Source organism: Aeromonas sp. TW 6, from assembly GCF_013168745.1.
GTDB lineage: Bacteria > Pseudomonadota > Gammaproteobacteria > Enterobacterales > Aeromonadaceae > Aeromonas > Aeromonas caviae.
Map to the genome: position 1 here is coordinate 138,739 of NZ_JABERS010000001.1, position 15,739 is coordinate 154,477.

Below are 15,739 nucleotides of genomic sequence, written 5' to 3' on the forward strand. Positions count from 1 at the left end.
GACCATGAGACATCTTCAGACCCTTGCTCGCACCCTGCCCCTGCTGCTGGGGGCACTGATGGCCGGCCCGGTGCTGGCCGACAAGGCCGATCCCGTCGGCGAGGTGAGCACCGCCTTCAAGCTGCTCGGCCCCAACCACAAGATCCTGGTGGAGGCGTTCGACGACCCTAAAATCGCCGGTGTCGCCTGCTATCTGGCCCGCCCCAAGACCGGCGGCGTCAAGGGCGGACTCGGGCTGGCGGAAGATCCCTCCCACGCCTCCCTCTCATGCCACCAGATCGGCCCCATCACCCTGCCCGCCAAGCTGAAGGCGGGGGAAGAGGTGTTCGACGTCAGCACCTCGCTGGTGTTCAAGGAGCAGAAGGTGGTGCGTTTTTACGACGAGAAGCGCAATGCCCTTGTCTATCTGACTTACAGCACCAAGTTGGTGGATGGTTCGTACAAGAGTGCAGTGAGTGCCGTCCCCATCATGCCCTGGGGTTGAAACAGCACCACTTATCCCGTGATGACGGCCACTATTTGTTGTAATTTAACCACATCATTATCTACGGAGAGCGCACCATGAGAGTCGCCGTTTTCAGTACCAAGAGCTACGACAAGGAACATTTCCACCAGGCCAACGCCCAGTACGGTTTCGATCTGGAGTTCTTCGACGTGCGGCTGGAGGCCAAGACGGCCCGTCTCGCCCACGGCTTCCCCGTGGTCTGCCTGTTCGTCAACGATGATGCCGACCGCGAAGTGCTGACCGAGCTGGCGCAGTACGGCACCAGGGTCATCGCCCTGCGCTGCGCCGGTTACAACAACGTGGATCTGGCCGCCGCCAAGGAGCTGGGACTCAAGGTGGTGCGGGTGCCTGCCTACTCCCCCGAGGCCGTTGCCGAACATGCGGTGGGCCTGATGATGACCCTCAACCGCCGCATCCATAAGGCGTATCAGCGCACCCGGGACGCCAACTTCTCCCTGGAGGGGCTGGTGGGCTTCAACATGCATGGCCGTACCGCCGGCATCATAGGCACCGGCAAGATCGGCATCGCCACCTTGCGCATCCTCAAGGGGTTCGGCATGCGCCTGCTGGTGAGCGACCCCTATCCGAACCAGGCGGCCATCGATCTGGGCGCCGAGTACGTGGATCTCGACACCCTGTTCCGTCAGTCCGATGTCATCAGCCTGCACTGCCCCCTGTTCAAGGAGAACTATCACCTGCTGAACAAGGAGGCCTTCGCCAAGATGAAGGACGGGGTGATGATCATCAACACCAGCCGGGGCGGCCTGCTCGACTCCAACGCCGCCATCGAGGCCCTCAAGACCTCCCGCATCGGCGCCCTGGGGCTGGACGTCTACGAGGAGGAGGAAGACCTCTTCTTCGAGGACAAGTCCAACGAGGTGATCACCGACGACGTCTTCCGCCGCCTGTCTGCCTGTCACAACGTGCTGTTCACCGGTCACCAGGCCTTCCTGACCCGGGAGGCACTGCACGCCATCGCCGACACCACCCTCAGCAACATCCAGGCCATCGAGAGCCAGGGCCGCTCTGACAACGAAGTGGAGTGATCCCTGAGGCGTTGTCGCCACGCCATTGATCCCGCCGCCGGGTTGTGAGACCCGGCGGCATCGGGTAGGCTACCAGCCCTTTTTTGTACAGGAGTCTGGCCAGCATGTTCATCGGATTTGATTACGGTACCTCCAACTGTGCCGTCGCCGTGATGGAACAGGGCAGCCCCAGGCTGCTGACCCTCTCCGGTTCCCATTACCTTCCCTCCACCCTGCACGCCCCCCACCGGGACGCCATCGCCGGCCTCCTGGCCGAAGGGCTGGCCCCCGTCCAGCAGAGCGAATACCTCAAGCTGCGCGGTCCCGTGGTGACCCGGGCCCAGGCGGTGCGCCGCCAGATGCGCGAAGAGGGACTCATCGACGAGCTGAGCTTCGGCGGTGCGGCGCTGGCGCGCTATCTGGAAGAGCCGGACGAGGGCTACTACATCAAGTCCCCCAAATCCTTTCTCGGGGCCTATGGCCTCAAGGCTCCCCAGATCGCCCTGTTCGAGGACATCGTCTGCGCCATGATGCTGCACGTGCGCCGGGAGGCGGAGCAGCAGACGGGCAGCACCATCCGCCAGGCGGTGATCGGCCGACCGGTCAACTTCCAGGGACTGGCGGGGGAAGAGAGCAACCGCCAGGCCATCGCCATCCTGAGCGAGGCGGCACGCCTCGCCGGGTTCGAGCGGGTGGAGTTCCTCTATGAGCCGGTGGCCGCCGGCTTCGAGTTCGAAGCGCGCCTCACCGAGGATGCGGTGGTGCTGGTGGTGGACATCGGGGGCGGGACCACCGACTGCTCCGTGCTGCGCATGGGCCCGAGCCACCGTGACCAGCTGGATCGCAGCGGCGACCTGCTCGGTCACAGCGGCCAGCGCATCGGGGGCAACGACTTCGACATCCGCCTGACCGTGGAGGGCATGATGCCGCTGCTCGGCATGCACGAGACCCTCAAGACCGGCAAGCCGCTGCCCCATCCCCTGTTCTGGGACGCCGCCGCCATCAATGACGTCAGTGCCCAGAGCCGTTTCTACAGCCTGGATACCGCCCGCCAGTTGCAGGATCTCCAGCTCGACAGCCAGCCCGGCAGCAAGCTCCCGCGCCTCGCCAGCCTGCGGGCCCACAAGCTGAGCCATCAACTGGTGTGGCGCGCCGAGCAGGGCAAGATCGCCCTCTCCGACCACGAGCACAATCACCAGACCCTGAACGAGCTGGAAAAAGGGTTGGAGGCGGCACTCACCCGCCCCCAGCTGGCCAGTGCTTCCGCCCCCTTGCTGGAGAAGATTGGCGAGCTGATGGACGAGGCTATCCTGGCGGCAGGCGTGCAGCCTGACCGGGTCTTCGTCACCGGCGGCAGTGCCCGCTCCCCCCTCATCAAGGCCTTCATCCAGCAGAAACTGCCCAAGGTACCGCTGGAGGGGGGTGATGACTTCGGTTCGGTGGCCTCGGGCCTCGCCCGCTATGCCGAGCGCCTGTTTGCGGACTGAGACGGCCAGGGGAGCCATGGGCAACCGGTAGACAGGTTCGCTCGGGGCGGGTGTTGCCATTTGCCGACACCCCCTCTTCCCCCGGGGCGACAGAAGCGGTCGGGCTCCTCCCCCCTCGCCCTGCCGCCTGGGCCCGGGGACAGGTATGCTTGTCATACCCACCACCGGAGCCCCTTCAATGCCCAGATACCTGCTACTGTTGCTCGCCCTGCTTCTGCTCAGCGCCTGCAGCAGTGCTCCCCGCTTTGCCTCGCAAGACCTGCAACACCATCACTGGGTGCTCGATCGGCTGGATGGCCAGGCCATCGCCAGCCGCCGCAGCAATCCCCCCGACATCGAGATCGGTGAGCACTTCACCGTCAACGGCATCGCCGGTTGCAACCGCTACTTCGGCCAGGGTCACCTCAAGGGGAACAAGCTCTGGGTCACCAGCCTCGGCAGCACCGCCATGGCCTGTCCCCCCGAACTCGATCTGATAGAGCAGGCCGTGCTCGCCACCCTGACGGAGGGGGCCACACTGAGCGGTTCCACCCAGACCCTGATCCTCCAGGGAAAACGGCACCGTTTGGAATACAGACTGCAAGACTGGGTGTACTAGGGCTCACAAAACCGCTCGCCAGCAGGAACAACTGGCCAGGCTGTGGCACAATATGAGGCATTGTTAGCAATGGAGGCTGCCTCAGCCATGTCGATGGATCGCCTGTTTGGCAAGATCAAGCAACTGCCCACAATTCCGAAACTGCTGCACGAGCTGATGCAGAGTTTCAACGACGAGAATGCCCGCATCGACGAGATCGCGGCCAAGATCGCCATGGACCAGGTGATCAGCGTCAAGGTACTGCGGATGGCCAACTCCGCTGCCCTGCGCCGTGGCAATGAAATCACCTCCATCGAACAGGCGGTGATCCGCCTCGGTTTCAACCGCCTGCGCTCCGTGGTAGTCGCCTCCGGCATCATCAGCAGCTTCAAGGCCCCTCCCGGCTTTGACAAGCTCCACTTCTGGACCCAGACCTTCCAGGTCGCCACCATTGCCCGCACCCTGGCACAGCAGACCACCTCGGTGGATCCCGAGACCGCCTTCACCTGCGCCCTCATTCACAACATTGGCGAGCTGCTGATCCAGAGCACCCTGCCGGAAGAGGCGGGGCTCATCAATCTGGCCATCGAGAAAGGCAGCAGCCGGGTCGATGCCCAGCGGGAGATGCTGGGTTACGACTATGCCCAGCTCGGCGCAGAGCTGGCGCGGCGCTGGAACCTGTCGCCCGCCTTCGTGGATGCCATCGCCCAGCAGCTCGACCCCCTCTCCCACGATCCGGTCAGCAAGGAGGCCGTGCTCATCCGGCTCGCCGTCTTCGTCTCCTTCGCCTGGCAGGCCGGCGTACCGGCACAGGCCATCATCGCCCGTTTCCCCAGAACCCTGGCTGACCAGCTGGGGCTGGATCCCGCCAGCCTGGCGGATCAGCTGGAGCAGCTCCACGAGCAGGGCAACGCCCTGGCCGATTTGCTGACCCAGTAGATGTACAACGGCCGATCAGCAGGAGCCGGATCCCCGTCTCATTCTGGCGGATCAGCTCGAACAGCTGCACGAACAGGGCAACGCCCTTGCCGATTTGCTGACCCAATAGCGTCACGGCAGACCGCCCAGCCAAGCCGGAAGCACCGTCTCATTCTGGCCGGTCGTCACATACACACGCCCATGGACGGGATAAGATGGCCTGCGCCCATCCCCCACTCCTGAGCCTCTCTGACACAGTAGATACCATGACCCATCCCTTCCTGTTTCACCCCCAGGCGGCACCCTGGTTCAAAGAGAGTGCCGACACCCTGCAGCTCACCCTGTTCAGCGAGCTGGACGCCCCCATCCGCGAGGTGTGGTTGCGCCACGAGCCGGACAACGAGGAGTATCTGGTCGCCATGACGCCGGTCGCCACCCGGGACAGGCTTCAGGTCTGGCAGGTCGAACTGCCGCTGGCCAGGGGGCAGGAGATCCACCTCTACTGCTTCAAGTGCCTCACCGACGAGGAGCAGTGGTGGCTGCACGGGGCAGGCGTCAGTGCCGCCATGCCGCCGCGGGAGCAGCATTTCCGCTTCAACAGCCATCACCAGCCCCCGGCCTGGGTGCAGGATCAGGTGTTCTACCAGATCTTCCCCGACCGCTTCTGCAACGGCGACCCGTCGCTGAGCGTCAAGCATCACGAGTACGAGTACAGGGGCAAGGCGGTCATCAGCAAGGCCTGGGGCGAGCCGGTCAGCCGCCACGAAGAGGGGCACGGCGCCTGTGAATTCTACGGCGGGGATCTGGCGGGCATCGACGCCAAGCTGCACTACCTGCAATCCCTGGGGGTGACGGCGCTCTACCTCAACCCCATCTTCGATTCGCCGAGCAACCACAAGTACGACACTCAGGACTACTTCAAGGTGGATGCGCACCTCGGTACCAATGCCCAGTTTGCCGAGCTGACCCGCAACCTGCACCAGCGCGGCATGAGGATCATCCTGGATGCGGTGGTCAACCACACCTCCACCGAGCACCCCTGGTTCTGCCCGCCGCTGGGCGCCCAGAGCAACCCGGATTCCCCCTGGCGCAGCTTCTACACCTTCGATCAGGAAGGGGATTATGTTAGCTGGAAAGGGATCCGCAGCCTGCCCAAGCTGGATTTCTCAAGTGAACAGGTGCAGGACGCCGTTTATCGGGCAGACAACGCCATTCTGCGCTACTGGATGCGCGCCCCCTACCAGATCGATGGCTGGCGCTTTGACGTCATCCACATGCTGGGGGAGCGGGGCACTGCCGAGGGCAATCGCGGCCATGTGCGCGCCATTCGCGGTGCGGTGAAGCAGGAGAATCCGGACGCCTACGTGCTGGGCGAGCACTTCTTCGAGGCGAGCCAGTGGCTGCAGGGGGATCAGGAGGACGGCGCCATGAACTACTACGGCTTCGCCCACCCCATCCGCGCCTTCCTGGCGGGGCAGGACATCGCATATCACCCCATCAAGATCAGCGCCACCGAGCTGGATCACTGGCTCAAGCTGGCGCGGGCCCATATTCCGTTCAAGAACCAGCTGGCCCAGTTCAACCTGCTGGACAGCCACGACACCGCCCGCTTCCTGCACCTGCTGGGGGAAGACAAGCAGCGGATGCGACTCGCCGCCACCCTGCTCATCACCTACATCGGCGTGCCCTCCATCTACTACGGCGACGAGGTGGGGCTCTCCGGCGGCAACGACCCGGACTGCCGCCGCTGCTTCCCCTGGGATACCACCGACTGGGATCACGTGCTGCACGACCACTATCGCCGCCTGATCCAGCTGCGCCGCCAGCGCCCGGCCCTGCGCCGGGGAGACATCCAGACCCTCTACGCCGGCCCTCACAGCTATGTGTTCGCCCGTACCCTGCAAAGCGATCAGGTGGTGGTCGCCTGCAACCGCCACCCCACGGAGCCGCGCACCATCAGCCTGCCCCTGTGGCAGACCGCCAGCCCCGCCAGCCGCTTCACCGACGCCTTCAACGGCGACAAGTTCGAGGTGGTGCAGGGGGAGGTGCAGCTCACCATCCCGGCCAACTCCGCCAGGGTACTGCTGTCGAGCTAGGGATCGCGGCAATAGAAAACCGGCGCTCGGGGCGCCGGTTTTTTTATGCCTGCATCCCCCGAAGTGGCGGATGCTGCCTCATCGCTGTTTTTCGATCCGATAGCCCTACGTCGCCATGTGTGATGCGACGAATACATCAAACATCATCTCTTCATCAGTAGTTGATGCTGACATAGGGGACTTCGGTCACATCCCACGCCTGCTTGAGGTAGACGGTGAGCACGAAGAAGAAGTTGGCCAGCAGATTGGCGAAGCGATAGAGGATGGGATCGAAGCGCACGCCGCTCTCTTCCAGGCGTACCAGCAGACGCACCACCTTCTTGCTGCCACAGCGGCACAGGTGCAGGGTGGGAATGGGCTGGGGCCCCTGGGGCAGCACGAAGCCGGTCACCCGGCCGCGACTCGCCTCGTTGTAGTGATCGTACCGTCCCTTCAGCCAGTCCAGATCCTCCTCGAAGATGCCGAGCCGTCCCCGCACCGAGCCGTTGAGGTTGTAGATGAGCCGCTGCAGGGTCGCCAGATCCGCCATCACGGGCCGGGTATCCTCATCCGGCATCAGATGAGAGAGCACGGCCCCCACCTGGCAGCAGAGCTCGTCGGTGGCGATCTCGTAATCGCACTGGAACTGGGTTTCGAAGATGAAGGGGTAGCAGAGCTCGCGCTTGTCTCTTGGCTTCTTGGGGTTCATGGCATCGCCGGGCTGGGGAAAAGGGCAGTGTGCCAGCCCGGGGACGGGCTGGCAAACACCCCGCCCCCGCCGGCATCACGGGGGCGTCGCCAGACTAGCCGGTCGCCATCTGCTGGCCAAGCAGCCGCATGGCCTCCAGCATCCGCTGGTTGAAGCCCATGAAGCCTGCCCCCTGGGTCGCCCCGTCCTGACCCCGCGCCGCCAGCACGGTGGGCGTCAGCGCCTCCTGCTGGGAAGGGGGCAGCAGGGCGTCGGCCTGCTGCTGCAACCGGCTGAGCCTCGGCAGGTAGTCCGCCAGGGGCTTGAGGCTCTCCTGCAGGGAACTGGCCCCCTGGTAGGTCTGACTCAACTTGGCCGATTGCTTGAGCTTGAGGGAGTAGGAGACCAGCTGGCTGTCATCCAGTTGCAGCCCGTTCAGCCCGTCCGCCAGGGTCTTGCCGTCGCCCCCCTTGAAGAACTGCCCGGCCAGCTCGTCCAGCCCCTTGACCAGGGTGCCGATGGCATCCATCTCGGCACTGTCGAGATCCCCCTCCAGGGAGAAGTCGAAGCTCTGGCTCGACTTGAGGCTGAACTGGCTGCCACCCCCATCGCTCTGGGACTTGAACTGCCAGCTGTCGCTGAAGCGCAGCATCACCTTGTCCCCGTCCCGGGTCTCGATCTCGAGGAGGGCCTGCTGGCGGCTGGCCATCCTGGCATCCCCCAGATCCGTGGTCGACACCTTGCCGAAGAACTCCTTCTCGAACTCGTCGAGCCCCTTCTGGATCAGCTTGTAGCTCTGATCCATGCCGGTCTTGATGTCCTCGTTGTCCGCCCAGTCACCGAGCTGCTTCCTGGCGTCACCGAAGCCCTTGTCCACCCCCTTGCGGGCCTGCTCCATCATCTTGGTCAGGTCGTCGTCGGACTTGCCGTCCGCACGGGCCGCGCCTATCCGCCCGGTGACGAACTGCAACACGTTGTCCGCCACCGACTGGAAATCGAACAGGGTCTCCGGGGTGACCTCCTGGGGCTCCTGCACCTTGGGTGCCTTGTAGCCCTGGCCGTTGATCTCCAGCGCAAATTGCAGCGCCTGCTGGATCAGCACCTGGGCCCATTTCGGGGGCTTGTTCAGGGAGACCTCATCCCCCTTGTCCGCCGTTTTCGACTCCGTCTGTTGAGGCGATTTGGGAGCAATGCCCACTCCCTTGGGTTGGGCTGTGCCCATGCCATCAATTTGCATCATTACTCTCCCGCCTATAGTGGTGGATCGGTTATCGGCCCGACTGGCCACTTCTTGACCACAAAAAACTTGGACAATCCGCAACGGCCTTTTAAAATCCCCACCCTTTGGTTGGCTGCGGCCTTCCCCCGGTCTTTCCCCGGCTCAGCCCGGTGCATGCGAGGTATCCATGACTCAATCCCAGCCATCTTCCGCCGACGCCCAGGGCAGACGGACTCCTGCCGACTACCAGGCCCAGCTCGACGAGAAGCGCGATCGCCTCACCCAGCTGTTCGCCCCCTTCAATCCGCCCGCGCTGGAGCTGCACGCCTCTCCCGCCGAGCACTACCGGATGCGCGCCGAGTTCCGCATCTGGCACGAGGGGGATGACCTCTTCCACTGCATGTATGCACCGGCCACCAAGGAGATCATCCGGGTCGACAGCTTCCCCACCGCCAGCCTGCTCATCAACCGGCTGATGCCTGTGCTGCTGGCCGGGCTGCGCCCGCACCCCGTGCTGCGCAAGAAGCTGTTCCAGATAGACTACCTCTCCACCCAGTCCGGCCAGATCTGCGTCAGCCTGCTCTACCACCGCAAGCTGGAAGCCGAGTGGCAGCAGGCCGCCGAGGCGCTGCAGGCCGACCTGCGTGCCAAGGGGTTCGAGCTGCAACTGATTGGCCGCGCCCACAAGCAGAAGATCTGCCTGGGGGATGACTTCGTCATCGAGCGGTTGACCGTGCAGGGGCGCGAGCTGGTCTACAAGCAGGTGGAAAACAGCTTCACCCAGCCCAACGCCGCCATCAATGAACAGATGCTGGGCTGGGCCCTGGACGTGACCAAGGAGAGCGAGGGCGACCTGCTGGAGCTCTACTGCGGTAACGGCAACTTCTCCATCGCCCTGGCGCAGAACTTTCGCGAGGTGCTGGCCACCGAGATTGCCAAGCCGAGCGTGGACTCCGCCCAGTTCAACATCGCCGCCAACGGTGTCGACAACCTGATCATCCTGCGCATGTCGGCGGAGGAGTTCACCATGGCGATGCGCGGCGAGCGGGAGTTCAACCGCCTCAAGGGGGTCGAGCTCGGCGCCTACCAGTGCAACACCATCTTCGTCGACCCGCCCCGGGCCGGTCTGGACGACGCCACCGTCAAGCTGGTGCAGGATTACGACAACATCCTCTACATCTCCTGCAACCCCGAGACCCTGCAGACCAACATGGCCGTGCTCGGTGAAACCCACGAGATCGCCCGCTTCGCCCTGTTCGACCAGTTCCCCTGGACCCACCACATGGAAGCCGGGGTGTACCTGAAGCGCAAGGGCGGCTGATCCGGGCGGTTCCCCGGCTGCCCCATGGCAGCCGGGGCCGCTTTGGCCACTGAAGGGCGCGGATCCTGCCTCATCGGACCGACCCGCCACGGGACAAGTGGGGCGGCCCGATGCCAACCGGTTCATCCTGCCCCCCCTTCCCCCCGGGAGAAGGGGCAAAAACCCCCGCATTGATTAGTTATCCCGGTGCAGAGCGCGGACGCAGCCGTTATGCTGGCGACACGCCCACTCACGCCATGACCGGGGAACCACGCCACCATGCCACGCGTTCTGTTTGTTGAAGACGATCCCGAGATAGGTCAGCTCATCAGCAGCTGGCTCGGTCGCCACGACATCGAGGTGCTGCTGGAGACCCGGGGTGACCGGGCACTCGACAGGGCCCTGGCCGAGCAGCCGGATCTGGTGCTGCTCGACATCATGCTGCCGGGGCAGGATGGCCTCTCCCTGTGCCGGGATCTGCGCCCGCGCTTTGCCGGCCCCATCGTCATGCTCACCTCGCTCGACAGCGACATGAACCAGATCCTGAGCCTGGAGCTGGGGGCCAACGACTACATCCTCAAGACCACGCCCCCCCCGGTGCTGCTGGCCCGGCTACGAGTCCAGTTCCGCCAGCAGGGGCAGAGCCAGCAGGCCGTGGTCCCCGCCGCCCCGCCCCAGCGCCTGCAGTTCGGCCGCCTCCAGATAGACGGCCCGGGTCGGGACGTGCGCCTCGATGGGGAGAGCATTCCCCTCTCCACCGCCGATTTCGACCTCCTGTGGGAGCTGGCCTGCCACGCGGGCCAGATCCTGGGGCGGGAGGCGCTGTTTCGAAGCCTGCGGGGGCGCGACTACGACGGCCAGGATCGCAGCATGGACGTGGCCATCTCCCGTCTGCGCCGCCGGCTCGGGGATGACAGCAACAACCCGACCCGCATCAAGACGGTGCGCCAAAAGGGTTATCTACTCGTACCCCAGGCCTGGGAATGAGCTGGTGTCTCACACGCCTGCACACCAGAAGCCAGGGAATGACAGCAACAACTCGATCTGGATCAAGACGGTGCGCCAGAAGGGTTATCTACTCGTACCCCAGGCTTGGGAATGAGCTGGTGTCTCACACGCCTGCACACCAGAAGCCAGGGAATGACAGCAACAACTCGATCTGGATCAAGACGGTGCGCCAGAAAGGTTACCTGCTGGTGCCCCAGGCCTGGGAATAAGCCCCGCCGAATGACCTTGATGCACTCAGCCTTCTCCCCTTGCGGGAGAAGGGTTGGGGATGAGGGGCAACAAGGCAATGCCCAGACGCAATCCAGGCAAGAGGAGAGCCCCCATGCGACGCCTGTTTATCCAGTTCTATCTGCTGCTGATAGGCTGCTTCACCCTCGCCATTCTGCTCATCGGGCTGGTCTATCAGGTCAGCGCCGAGCGGGCGGGGGACCGTTATCTGGAGCGGATGATGCAGGGCTCCCTCGGCCTGCTCACTGGCGAGCTGGCCCGGCTGCCGCCGGAACACTGGGCCACCCGCACCGGCGAGCAGAGCCGCCAGCTCAATCTGCCGCTGCAGATCGGCGTCCTCGCCAACCAGCCCCTGGCCAGCGAGGATCAGGCCTTCCTCGAGGCGGGAAACATCGTCATCGTCGAGGAGGATGACACCTTCCTGCAGCGCATCCCGAACACCGACAAGGTGCTGATCGTCGGCCCCGTCCCCTACCTCTCCTACCTGCACGAGCTGCACTGGGTGGACGTGGGGCTGCTGCTGCTCATCGGCCTTTCCCTCGGCCTGCCCATCCTGCTCTGGCTTCGCCCACACTGGCGCGGCCTGCAACAGCTCGAACAGACCGCCCGCCGGGTCGGCGACGGGGATCTCTCCTGTCGCACCGGTTTGCCGCCCGGCAGCAGCCTGGGCCGGGTCGGCCGCACCTTCGACCAGATGGCGGCGCAGTTGCAGGCCATGCTGGCCAGTCGCAAGCAGTTGACCGACGCCATCGCCCACGAGCTGCGCTCCCCCCTGGTGCGGCTGCGCTATCGCCTCGCCATGCTGGCCGAGCCTCCCTCACCCGAGGAGCAGCAGGGACTGGAGCGGGACCTCGGCGCCCTCGATGCCCTCATCGAGGAGATGCTCACCTATGCCAGGCTCGATCGCCCCGAACTGCCGCTGCAATGCAGCGATCTGGAGCTCGGCAGCTGGGCCGGCAGCCGCCTGGCCGACTGGCAGGCCCTGCGACCGGACAAGCGGCTCGACTTCGTGCGCCCGGCCATGGCTCTGCCCTGGCGCGGCGACACCCGATTGCTGGACCGGGCGCTGGAAAACCTCATCGGCAACGCCCTGCGCCATGCCACCAGCCAGGCAAGCCTCTGCATAGCGCGACAGGGGGACGACTATCTGCTGGAGGTCGCCGACGATGGCCCCGGCATCGATCCCGCGCTGGCCCCGCAAATCTTCGAGCCCTTCGTGCGCCTGGATCAGAGCCGGGACAGACGCACCGGCGGCGCCGGGCTGGGGCTGGCCATCGTGCGCAGCATCGCCCACCACCACGGCGGCGAGGTGCAACTGCTGCCCGGCAGCAGCGGTGCCCGTTTCTGCCTGACCCTGCCCGTACATTTGGATACAAACCGTCACCAGTCGCTCACTGAACCGCAGGTCGAACAACCCTAGGATGAAGTCATGGAGAAACGCTCCATGTCATCAAACCGAACGAGGAACTGGAATATGAACAAGCTGATCCCCCTGACTCTGGCCGCTGTCTTCGCCCTGACCTCCGGCTTCACCATGGCTGCCACCCCGACCAAGGCCGCCGCTCCCCACGCCACCCAGACCAAGGTCGTGAAAAAGCATCACAAGGCTGCCCACGCCAAGGCGCCGGCCGTCAAGGTTGCTCCCAAGACCAAGTAAGCTGCCCGCTTCCACCATGAAAAAGGGGCCCCCGACAGGGGGCCCCTTCTGTTTTGCGCGCTTGCCGTGACTCAACCCAGCATGTAATCCGCCGGCAGTTCGATGCGGGCCACCCCGGAGGCAACCGCCGCCAGTGCCACGGCACGGGCAACCCGCGGCAGCAGGCGGGCGTCCATGGGCTTGGGAATGACGTAGTCCTTGCCGAAGGCGAGTTCACTCACGCCAGCAGCGGTCAGCACCTCGGCGGGCACCGGCTCCTTGGCCAGAGCACGGATCGCCTCCACTGCCGCAATCTTCATGGCATCGTTGATGCGGCTGGCACGGGCGTCGAGGGCGCCGCGGAAGATGAAGGGGAAGCAGAGCACGTTGTTGATCTGGTTCGGGTAGTCCGAGCGGCCGGTACCCATGATGAGATCCCCGCGCACTCCGTGAGCCAGGGCAGGCTTGATCTCGGGGTCCGGGTTGGAACAGGCGAAGATCACCGGGTTGGGGGCCATCAGGGCCACCGCCTCGGCAGGCAGTACGTCCGGGCCGGAGACGCCGACGAAGACGTCAGCCCCGTCGATGACATCCATCAGGGTACGCAGGGGGGTGTCGTTGGCGAAACGCTGCTTGTACTGGTTGAGATCGGTGCGGCCGCTGTGGATCACACCCTGGCGGTCCAGCATGAAGATGTTGTGCGGCGCAGCCCCGCACTTGATCAGCAGATCCATGCAGGCGGTGGCGGCGGCACCGGCGCCCATGCAGACGATGCGGCTGGTGCCAATCTCCTTGCCCTGCACTTCCAGCGCGTTGAGCAGCCCGGCGGCGGTGACGATGGCGGTACCGTGCTGGTCATCGTGGAACACCGGGATGTCGCAGCGGGCGATCAGCGCCTCTTCAATCTCGAAGCACTCGGGGGCCTTGATGTCTTCCAGGTTGATGCCGCCGAAGGTGTCGGCGATGGCGGCCACCGTATCGATGAACTGGGCGCTGGTCTCGTGCTTCACCTCGATGTCGATGGCGTCGATGCCGGCAAAGCGCTTGAACAGCAGGGCCTTGCCCTCCATCACCGGCTTGGAGGCCAGCGGGCCCAGATTGCCCAGCCCCAGGATGGCGGTGCCGTTGGAGATGACGGCCACCAGGTTGCCCTTGCCGGTGTAACGGTAGGCATCGGCCGGATTGGCGGCGATCTCGCGTACCGGTTCGGCAACGCCCGGGCTGTAGGCCAGCGCCAGATCGCGAGCGGTCTCGGCGGGCTTGGTGAGGGCGATGGCGATTTTGCCCGGGACAGGTTGGGCGTGGTAGTCGAGTGCCTGTTGGCGGAGATCGTGCTGCTGATCGGACATGGGGGACCCCGATACGGAAATGAATGAGTGATGCGTTGGCTCGCCAGCGGGCGAGGGCTGAGGATCATAAAGAAATCCCCCGCCCTTTCACAGCATAAAATATCGCTGGATAGCAATGACAGGCTAATCAGTAGCATGTCATGCCACCCAAAACTACCCAATTAGTTATAGATTCGATTTCAATCCATGACTGGAATGCCGGCTTTTGCCTCTGCCTGCCGGGCGATGGCCTCCGTCATCCCCTGGAAGATGAAGAGGTGAAACGGCAGCATGGCAAGCCAGTAGGCCAGCCCCCAGGCCCCCTGCGGGTGCCAGTGGGCCGTCACCCTAAGCCGGGTCAGGCCGGACTCCAGGGGCTGGATGTTGAACTCCAGCCGACCGACGCCGGGGGCCTTCATGTTGAACAGCAGATCCAGCCTGCGTCCTTCATCCACCCCGAGGATCTGCCAGGAGTCGAGCATGTCCCCCTTCACGAAACGATCCGGATTGGTGCGGCCACGGGTGCGGGCCGGGCCGCCAATCAGGTGATCCATCCATTCGCGAACCACCCACAACTCGTTCATGTAGAAGTAGCGCTGCTCACCCCCCAGTTGTTGCAACACCTGCCACACCACCTCGGGGGCGGCGAGGCAGATGGCATCGCCGCTGGCGGTGCGGTCATAGAAGCCGTACTCGGGATGGCGCCAGCGCAGGCCGAGCGGGGTCTCCTCCCCCTGCTGCTCGGCGCCCAGCCGCTGCTCCAGAGAGAGGCTCTCGGCCAGCGCCTCGTCGAAGCTGAGCAGGGTTTGCGGCAGCAGGGCCCGCAGTGGGCCGTCGTCGGCCGGGATGTCGTGCTTGAGCCCCCCCACCAGCGCCTTGGCGATGGGTTGGGGAACCGAGGTGGCGAACTGCAGCCACCAGGCGGAGAGCCGGGGGCTCAAAAAAGGTATCGGAATGATGGGGCAGCGTTTGCCGATATGGGCTGCGAACTTCTGGAGCTGCTGCTGGTAGCTGAGCAGCTCGGGGCCGGCCGCATTGAAGATCTGGCCATCCACCCCGTCGGCTTCCACCAGCCCGCCCAGATAGTGCAAGAGGTTGGAGAGGGCAATGGGGGGCGTGCGGGAGCGCACCCACTTGGGCGTCACCATCATGGGCAGGTTGTACACCAGATCCCGCATCACCTCGAACGCCGCCGAGCCGGGGCCTATGATGATGCCGGCACGCAGCTCTACCGTGGGCACCCCTGCGCTGCGAAACAGCTCCCCACAGTAGCGCCGGGAGTTGAGGTGGCGACTGTTGCAGGGCTCGGGCTGGATGGCGCCGAGATAGACGATACGGCGCACCCCGGCGGCACGGGCGGCGGCGGCGAAGTTCTTCACTCCCTGCTGCTCCAGCCGGTGAAAACCGGCCCCCGCCCCCATGGCGTGAACCAGATAGAAGACGGTGTCGACCCCCGCCAGCGCAGGGGGCAGGGTGGCCGGCTTGAGGCTGTCGGCGAGGCGAAACGCCACCCCCTCCGGCAGACGGCAGGGACGACGGGCCCCGGCGATGACCCTGTACCCCAGACCCTGCAGATGAGGCACCAGGTAGGATCCTATGTACCCGGCAGCTCCCATCACCAGACATGTGCGCATCGGCTCTTCTCCCTTGGTTGAGCCAACACCATAGGGCAAAGCGGGGAATTACAGAATGGCGGCCAATAAAAAAGGCACCCGATGGGCGCCTTTTTCAGAATTCTTCAGAAG

The 15,739-nt window shown here is 64.7% G+C and carries 14 protein-coding genes; 10 read left to right on the forward strand and 4 right to left on the reverse strand.

Features of this window, described 5'->3' with window-relative positions:
• The first annotated feature begins 4 nt into the window (after positions 1-4).
• The 6 genes from HKD46_RS00645 to malZ all read left to right on the forward strand — a co-directional run bounded on the left by HKD46_RS00645 (position 5) and on the right by malZ (position 6,608).
• A complete protein-coding gene (locus HKD46_RS00645) occupies positions 5-484 on the forward strand; it encodes a CreA family protein (protein WP_041214236.1) in 480 nt (159 codons plus the stop codon).
• A gap of 77 nt (positions 485-561) precedes the next feature.
• Positions 562-1,551 (forward strand): 2-hydroxyacid dehydrogenase, encoded by a 990-nt coding sequence (locus tag HKD46_RS00650; RefSeq protein WP_042878605.1) that lies wholly within the window; start codon positions 562-564, stop codon positions 1,549-1,551.
• Between the two features lie 104 nt (positions 1,552-1,655).
• Positions 1,656-3,017, forward strand: coding sequence for a molecular chaperone (yegD, locus tag HKD46_RS00655; protein WP_042878606.1), 1,362 nt, complete (start codon positions 1,656-1,658; stop codon positions 3,015-3,017).
• 178 nt (positions 3,018-3,195) lie between these two features.
• The gene (locus HKD46_RS00660) at positions 3,196-3,615 is read left to right on the forward strand and encodes an META domain-containing protein (RefSeq protein WP_010676067.1); all 420 of its coding nucleotides are present in this window, start codon (positions 3,196-3,198) and stop codon (positions 3,613-3,615) included.
• Positions 3,616-3,684: 69 nt separating this feature from the next.
• The gene (locus tag HKD46_RS00665; RefSeq protein WP_039039670.1) at positions 3,685-4,533 is read left to right on the forward strand and encodes an HDOD domain-containing protein; all 849 of its coding nucleotides are present in this window, start codon (positions 3,685-3,687) and stop codon (positions 4,531-4,533) included.
• Between the two features lie 245 nt (positions 4,534-4,778).
• Complete coding sequence (gene malZ, locus HKD46_RS00670) at positions 4,779-6,608, forward strand: maltodextrin glucosidase (RefSeq protein ID WP_029314873.1); 1,830 nt, start codon at positions 4,779-4,781, stop codon at positions 6,606-6,608.
• Between the two features lie 154 nt (positions 6,609-6,762).
• On the opposite strand, the gene HKD46_RS00675 is transcribed toward malZ, so the two are convergent.
• A complete protein-coding gene (locus tag HKD46_RS00675; RefSeq protein WP_042016441.1) occupies positions 6,763-7,296 on the reverse strand; it encodes an ATP--cob(I)alamin adenosyltransferase in 534 nt (177 codons plus the stop codon).
• 94 nt (positions 7,297-7,390) lie between these two features.
• Entirely contained in the window at positions 7,391-8,512 is a 1,122-nt protein-coding gene (locus tag HKD46_RS00680) for a DUF5610 domain-containing protein (protein ID WP_103243913.1), read from the reverse strand.
• Between the two features lie 169 nt (positions 8,513-8,681).
• Between HKD46_RS00680 and trmA the strand changes: the two genes are divergently transcribed.
• The 4 genes from trmA to HKD46_RS00705 all read left to right on the forward strand — a co-directional run bounded on the left by trmA (position 8,682) and on the right by HKD46_RS00705 (position 12,687).
• Positions 8,682-9,815 (forward strand): tRNA (uridine(54)-C5)-methyltransferase TrmA, encoded by a 1,134-nt coding sequence (gene trmA / locus HKD46_RS00685; protein ID WP_171864745.1) that lies wholly within the window; start codon positions 8,682-8,684, stop codon positions 9,813-9,815.
• A gap of 258 nt (positions 9,816-10,073) precedes the next feature.
• Positions 10,074-10,781, forward strand: a complete 708-nt coding sequence (rstA, locus tag HKD46_RS00690) for a two-component system response regulator RstA (RefSeq protein WP_010676073.1) — start codon at positions 10,074-10,076, stop codon at positions 10,779-10,781.
• A 343-nt stretch (positions 10,782-11,124) separates the two neighbouring features.
• On the forward strand, positions 11,125-12,450 hold the full coding sequence (rstB, locus tag HKD46_RS00700; RefSeq protein ID WP_171864746.1) for a two-component system sensor histidine kinase RstB: 1,326 nt from the start codon (positions 11,125-11,127) through the stop codon (positions 12,448-12,450).
• A 54-nt stretch (positions 12,451-12,504) separates the two neighbouring features.
• Positions 12,505-12,687 carry a hypothetical protein gene (locus tag HKD46_RS00705; protein WP_010676075.1) on the forward strand — a complete coding sequence of 61 codons (183 nt, stop codon included), beginning with the start codon at positions 12,505-12,507 and terminating at the stop codon, positions 12,685-12,687.
• A gap of 71 nt (positions 12,688-12,758) precedes the next feature.
• Here the strand turns inward: HKD46_RS00705 and HKD46_RS00710 are convergent, their stop codons facing one another.
• Together HKD46_RS00710 and HKD46_RS00715 are read right to left on the reverse strand one after the other, a co-directional pair.
• Positions 12,759-14,015: a malic enzyme-like NAD(P)-binding protein gene (locus HKD46_RS00710; protein ID WP_043153426.1), complete on the reverse strand. Its 1,257-nt coding sequence runs from the start codon at positions 14,013-14,015 to the stop codon at positions 12,759-12,761.
• A 179-nt stretch (positions 14,016-14,194) separates the two neighbouring features.
• Entirely contained in the window at positions 14,195-15,628 is a 1,434-nt protein-coding gene (locus HKD46_RS00715; protein WP_043153425.1) for a DUF2867 domain-containing protein, read from the reverse strand.
• Positions 15,629-15,739: the final 111 nt, after the last annotated feature.

What these genes read in the sequence shown, in the direction of transcription:
- HKD46_RS00645 (WP_041214236.1), top strand. Translation starts at nt 5, where the DNA reads ATGAGACATCTTCAGACCCTTGCTCGCACCCTGCCCCTGCTGCTGGGG.
- HKD46_RS00650 (WP_042878605.1), top strand. Translation starts at nt 562, where the DNA reads ATGAGAGTCGCCGTTTTCAGTACCAAGAGCTACGACAAGGAACATTTC.
- yegD (WP_042878606.1), top strand. Translation starts at nt 1,656, where the DNA reads ATGTTCATCGGATTTGATTACGGTACCTCCAACTGTGCCGTCGCCGTG.
- HKD46_RS00660 (WP_010676067.1), top strand. Translation starts at nt 3,196, where the DNA reads ATGCCCAGATACCTGCTACTGTTGCTCGCCCTGCTTCTGCTCAGCGCC.
- HKD46_RS00665 (WP_039039670.1), top strand. Translation starts at nt 3,685, where the DNA reads ATGGAGGCTGCCTCAGCCATGTCGATGGATCGCCTGTTTGGCAAGATC.
- malZ (WP_029314873.1), top strand. Translation starts at nt 4,779, where the DNA reads ATGACCCATCCCTTCCTGTTTCACCCCCAGGCGGCACCCTGGTTCAAA.
- HKD46_RS00675 (WP_042016441.1), bottom strand. Translation starts at nt 7,296, where the DNA reads ATGAACCCCAAGAAGCCAAGAGACAAGCGCGAGCTCTGCTACCCCTTC.
- HKD46_RS00680 (WP_103243913.1), bottom strand. Translation starts at nt 8,512, where the DNA reads ATGCAAATTGATGGCATGGGCACAGCCCAACCCAAGGGAGTGGGCATT.
- trmA (WP_171864745.1), top strand. Translation starts at nt 8,682, where the DNA reads ATGACTCAATCCCAGCCATCTTCCGCCGACGCCCAGGGCAGACGGACT.
- rstA (WP_010676073.1), top strand. Translation starts at nt 10,074, where the DNA reads ATGCCACGCGTTCTGTTTGTTGAAGACGATCCCGAGATAGGTCAGCTC.
- rstB (WP_171864746.1), top strand. Translation starts at nt 11,125, where the DNA reads ATGCGACGCCTGTTTATCCAGTTCTATCTGCTGCTGATAGGCTGCTTC.
- HKD46_RS00705 (WP_010676075.1), top strand. Translation starts at nt 12,505, where the DNA reads ATGAACAAGCTGATCCCCCTGACTCTGGCCGCTGTCTTCGCCCTGACC.
- HKD46_RS00710 (WP_043153426.1), bottom strand. Translation starts at nt 14,015, where the DNA reads ATGTCCGATCAGCAGCACGATCTCCGCCAACAGGCACTCGACTACCAC.
- HKD46_RS00715 (WP_043153425.1), bottom strand. Translation starts at nt 15,628, where the DNA reads ATGCGCACATGTCTGGTGATGGGAGCTGCCGGGTACATAGGATCCTAC.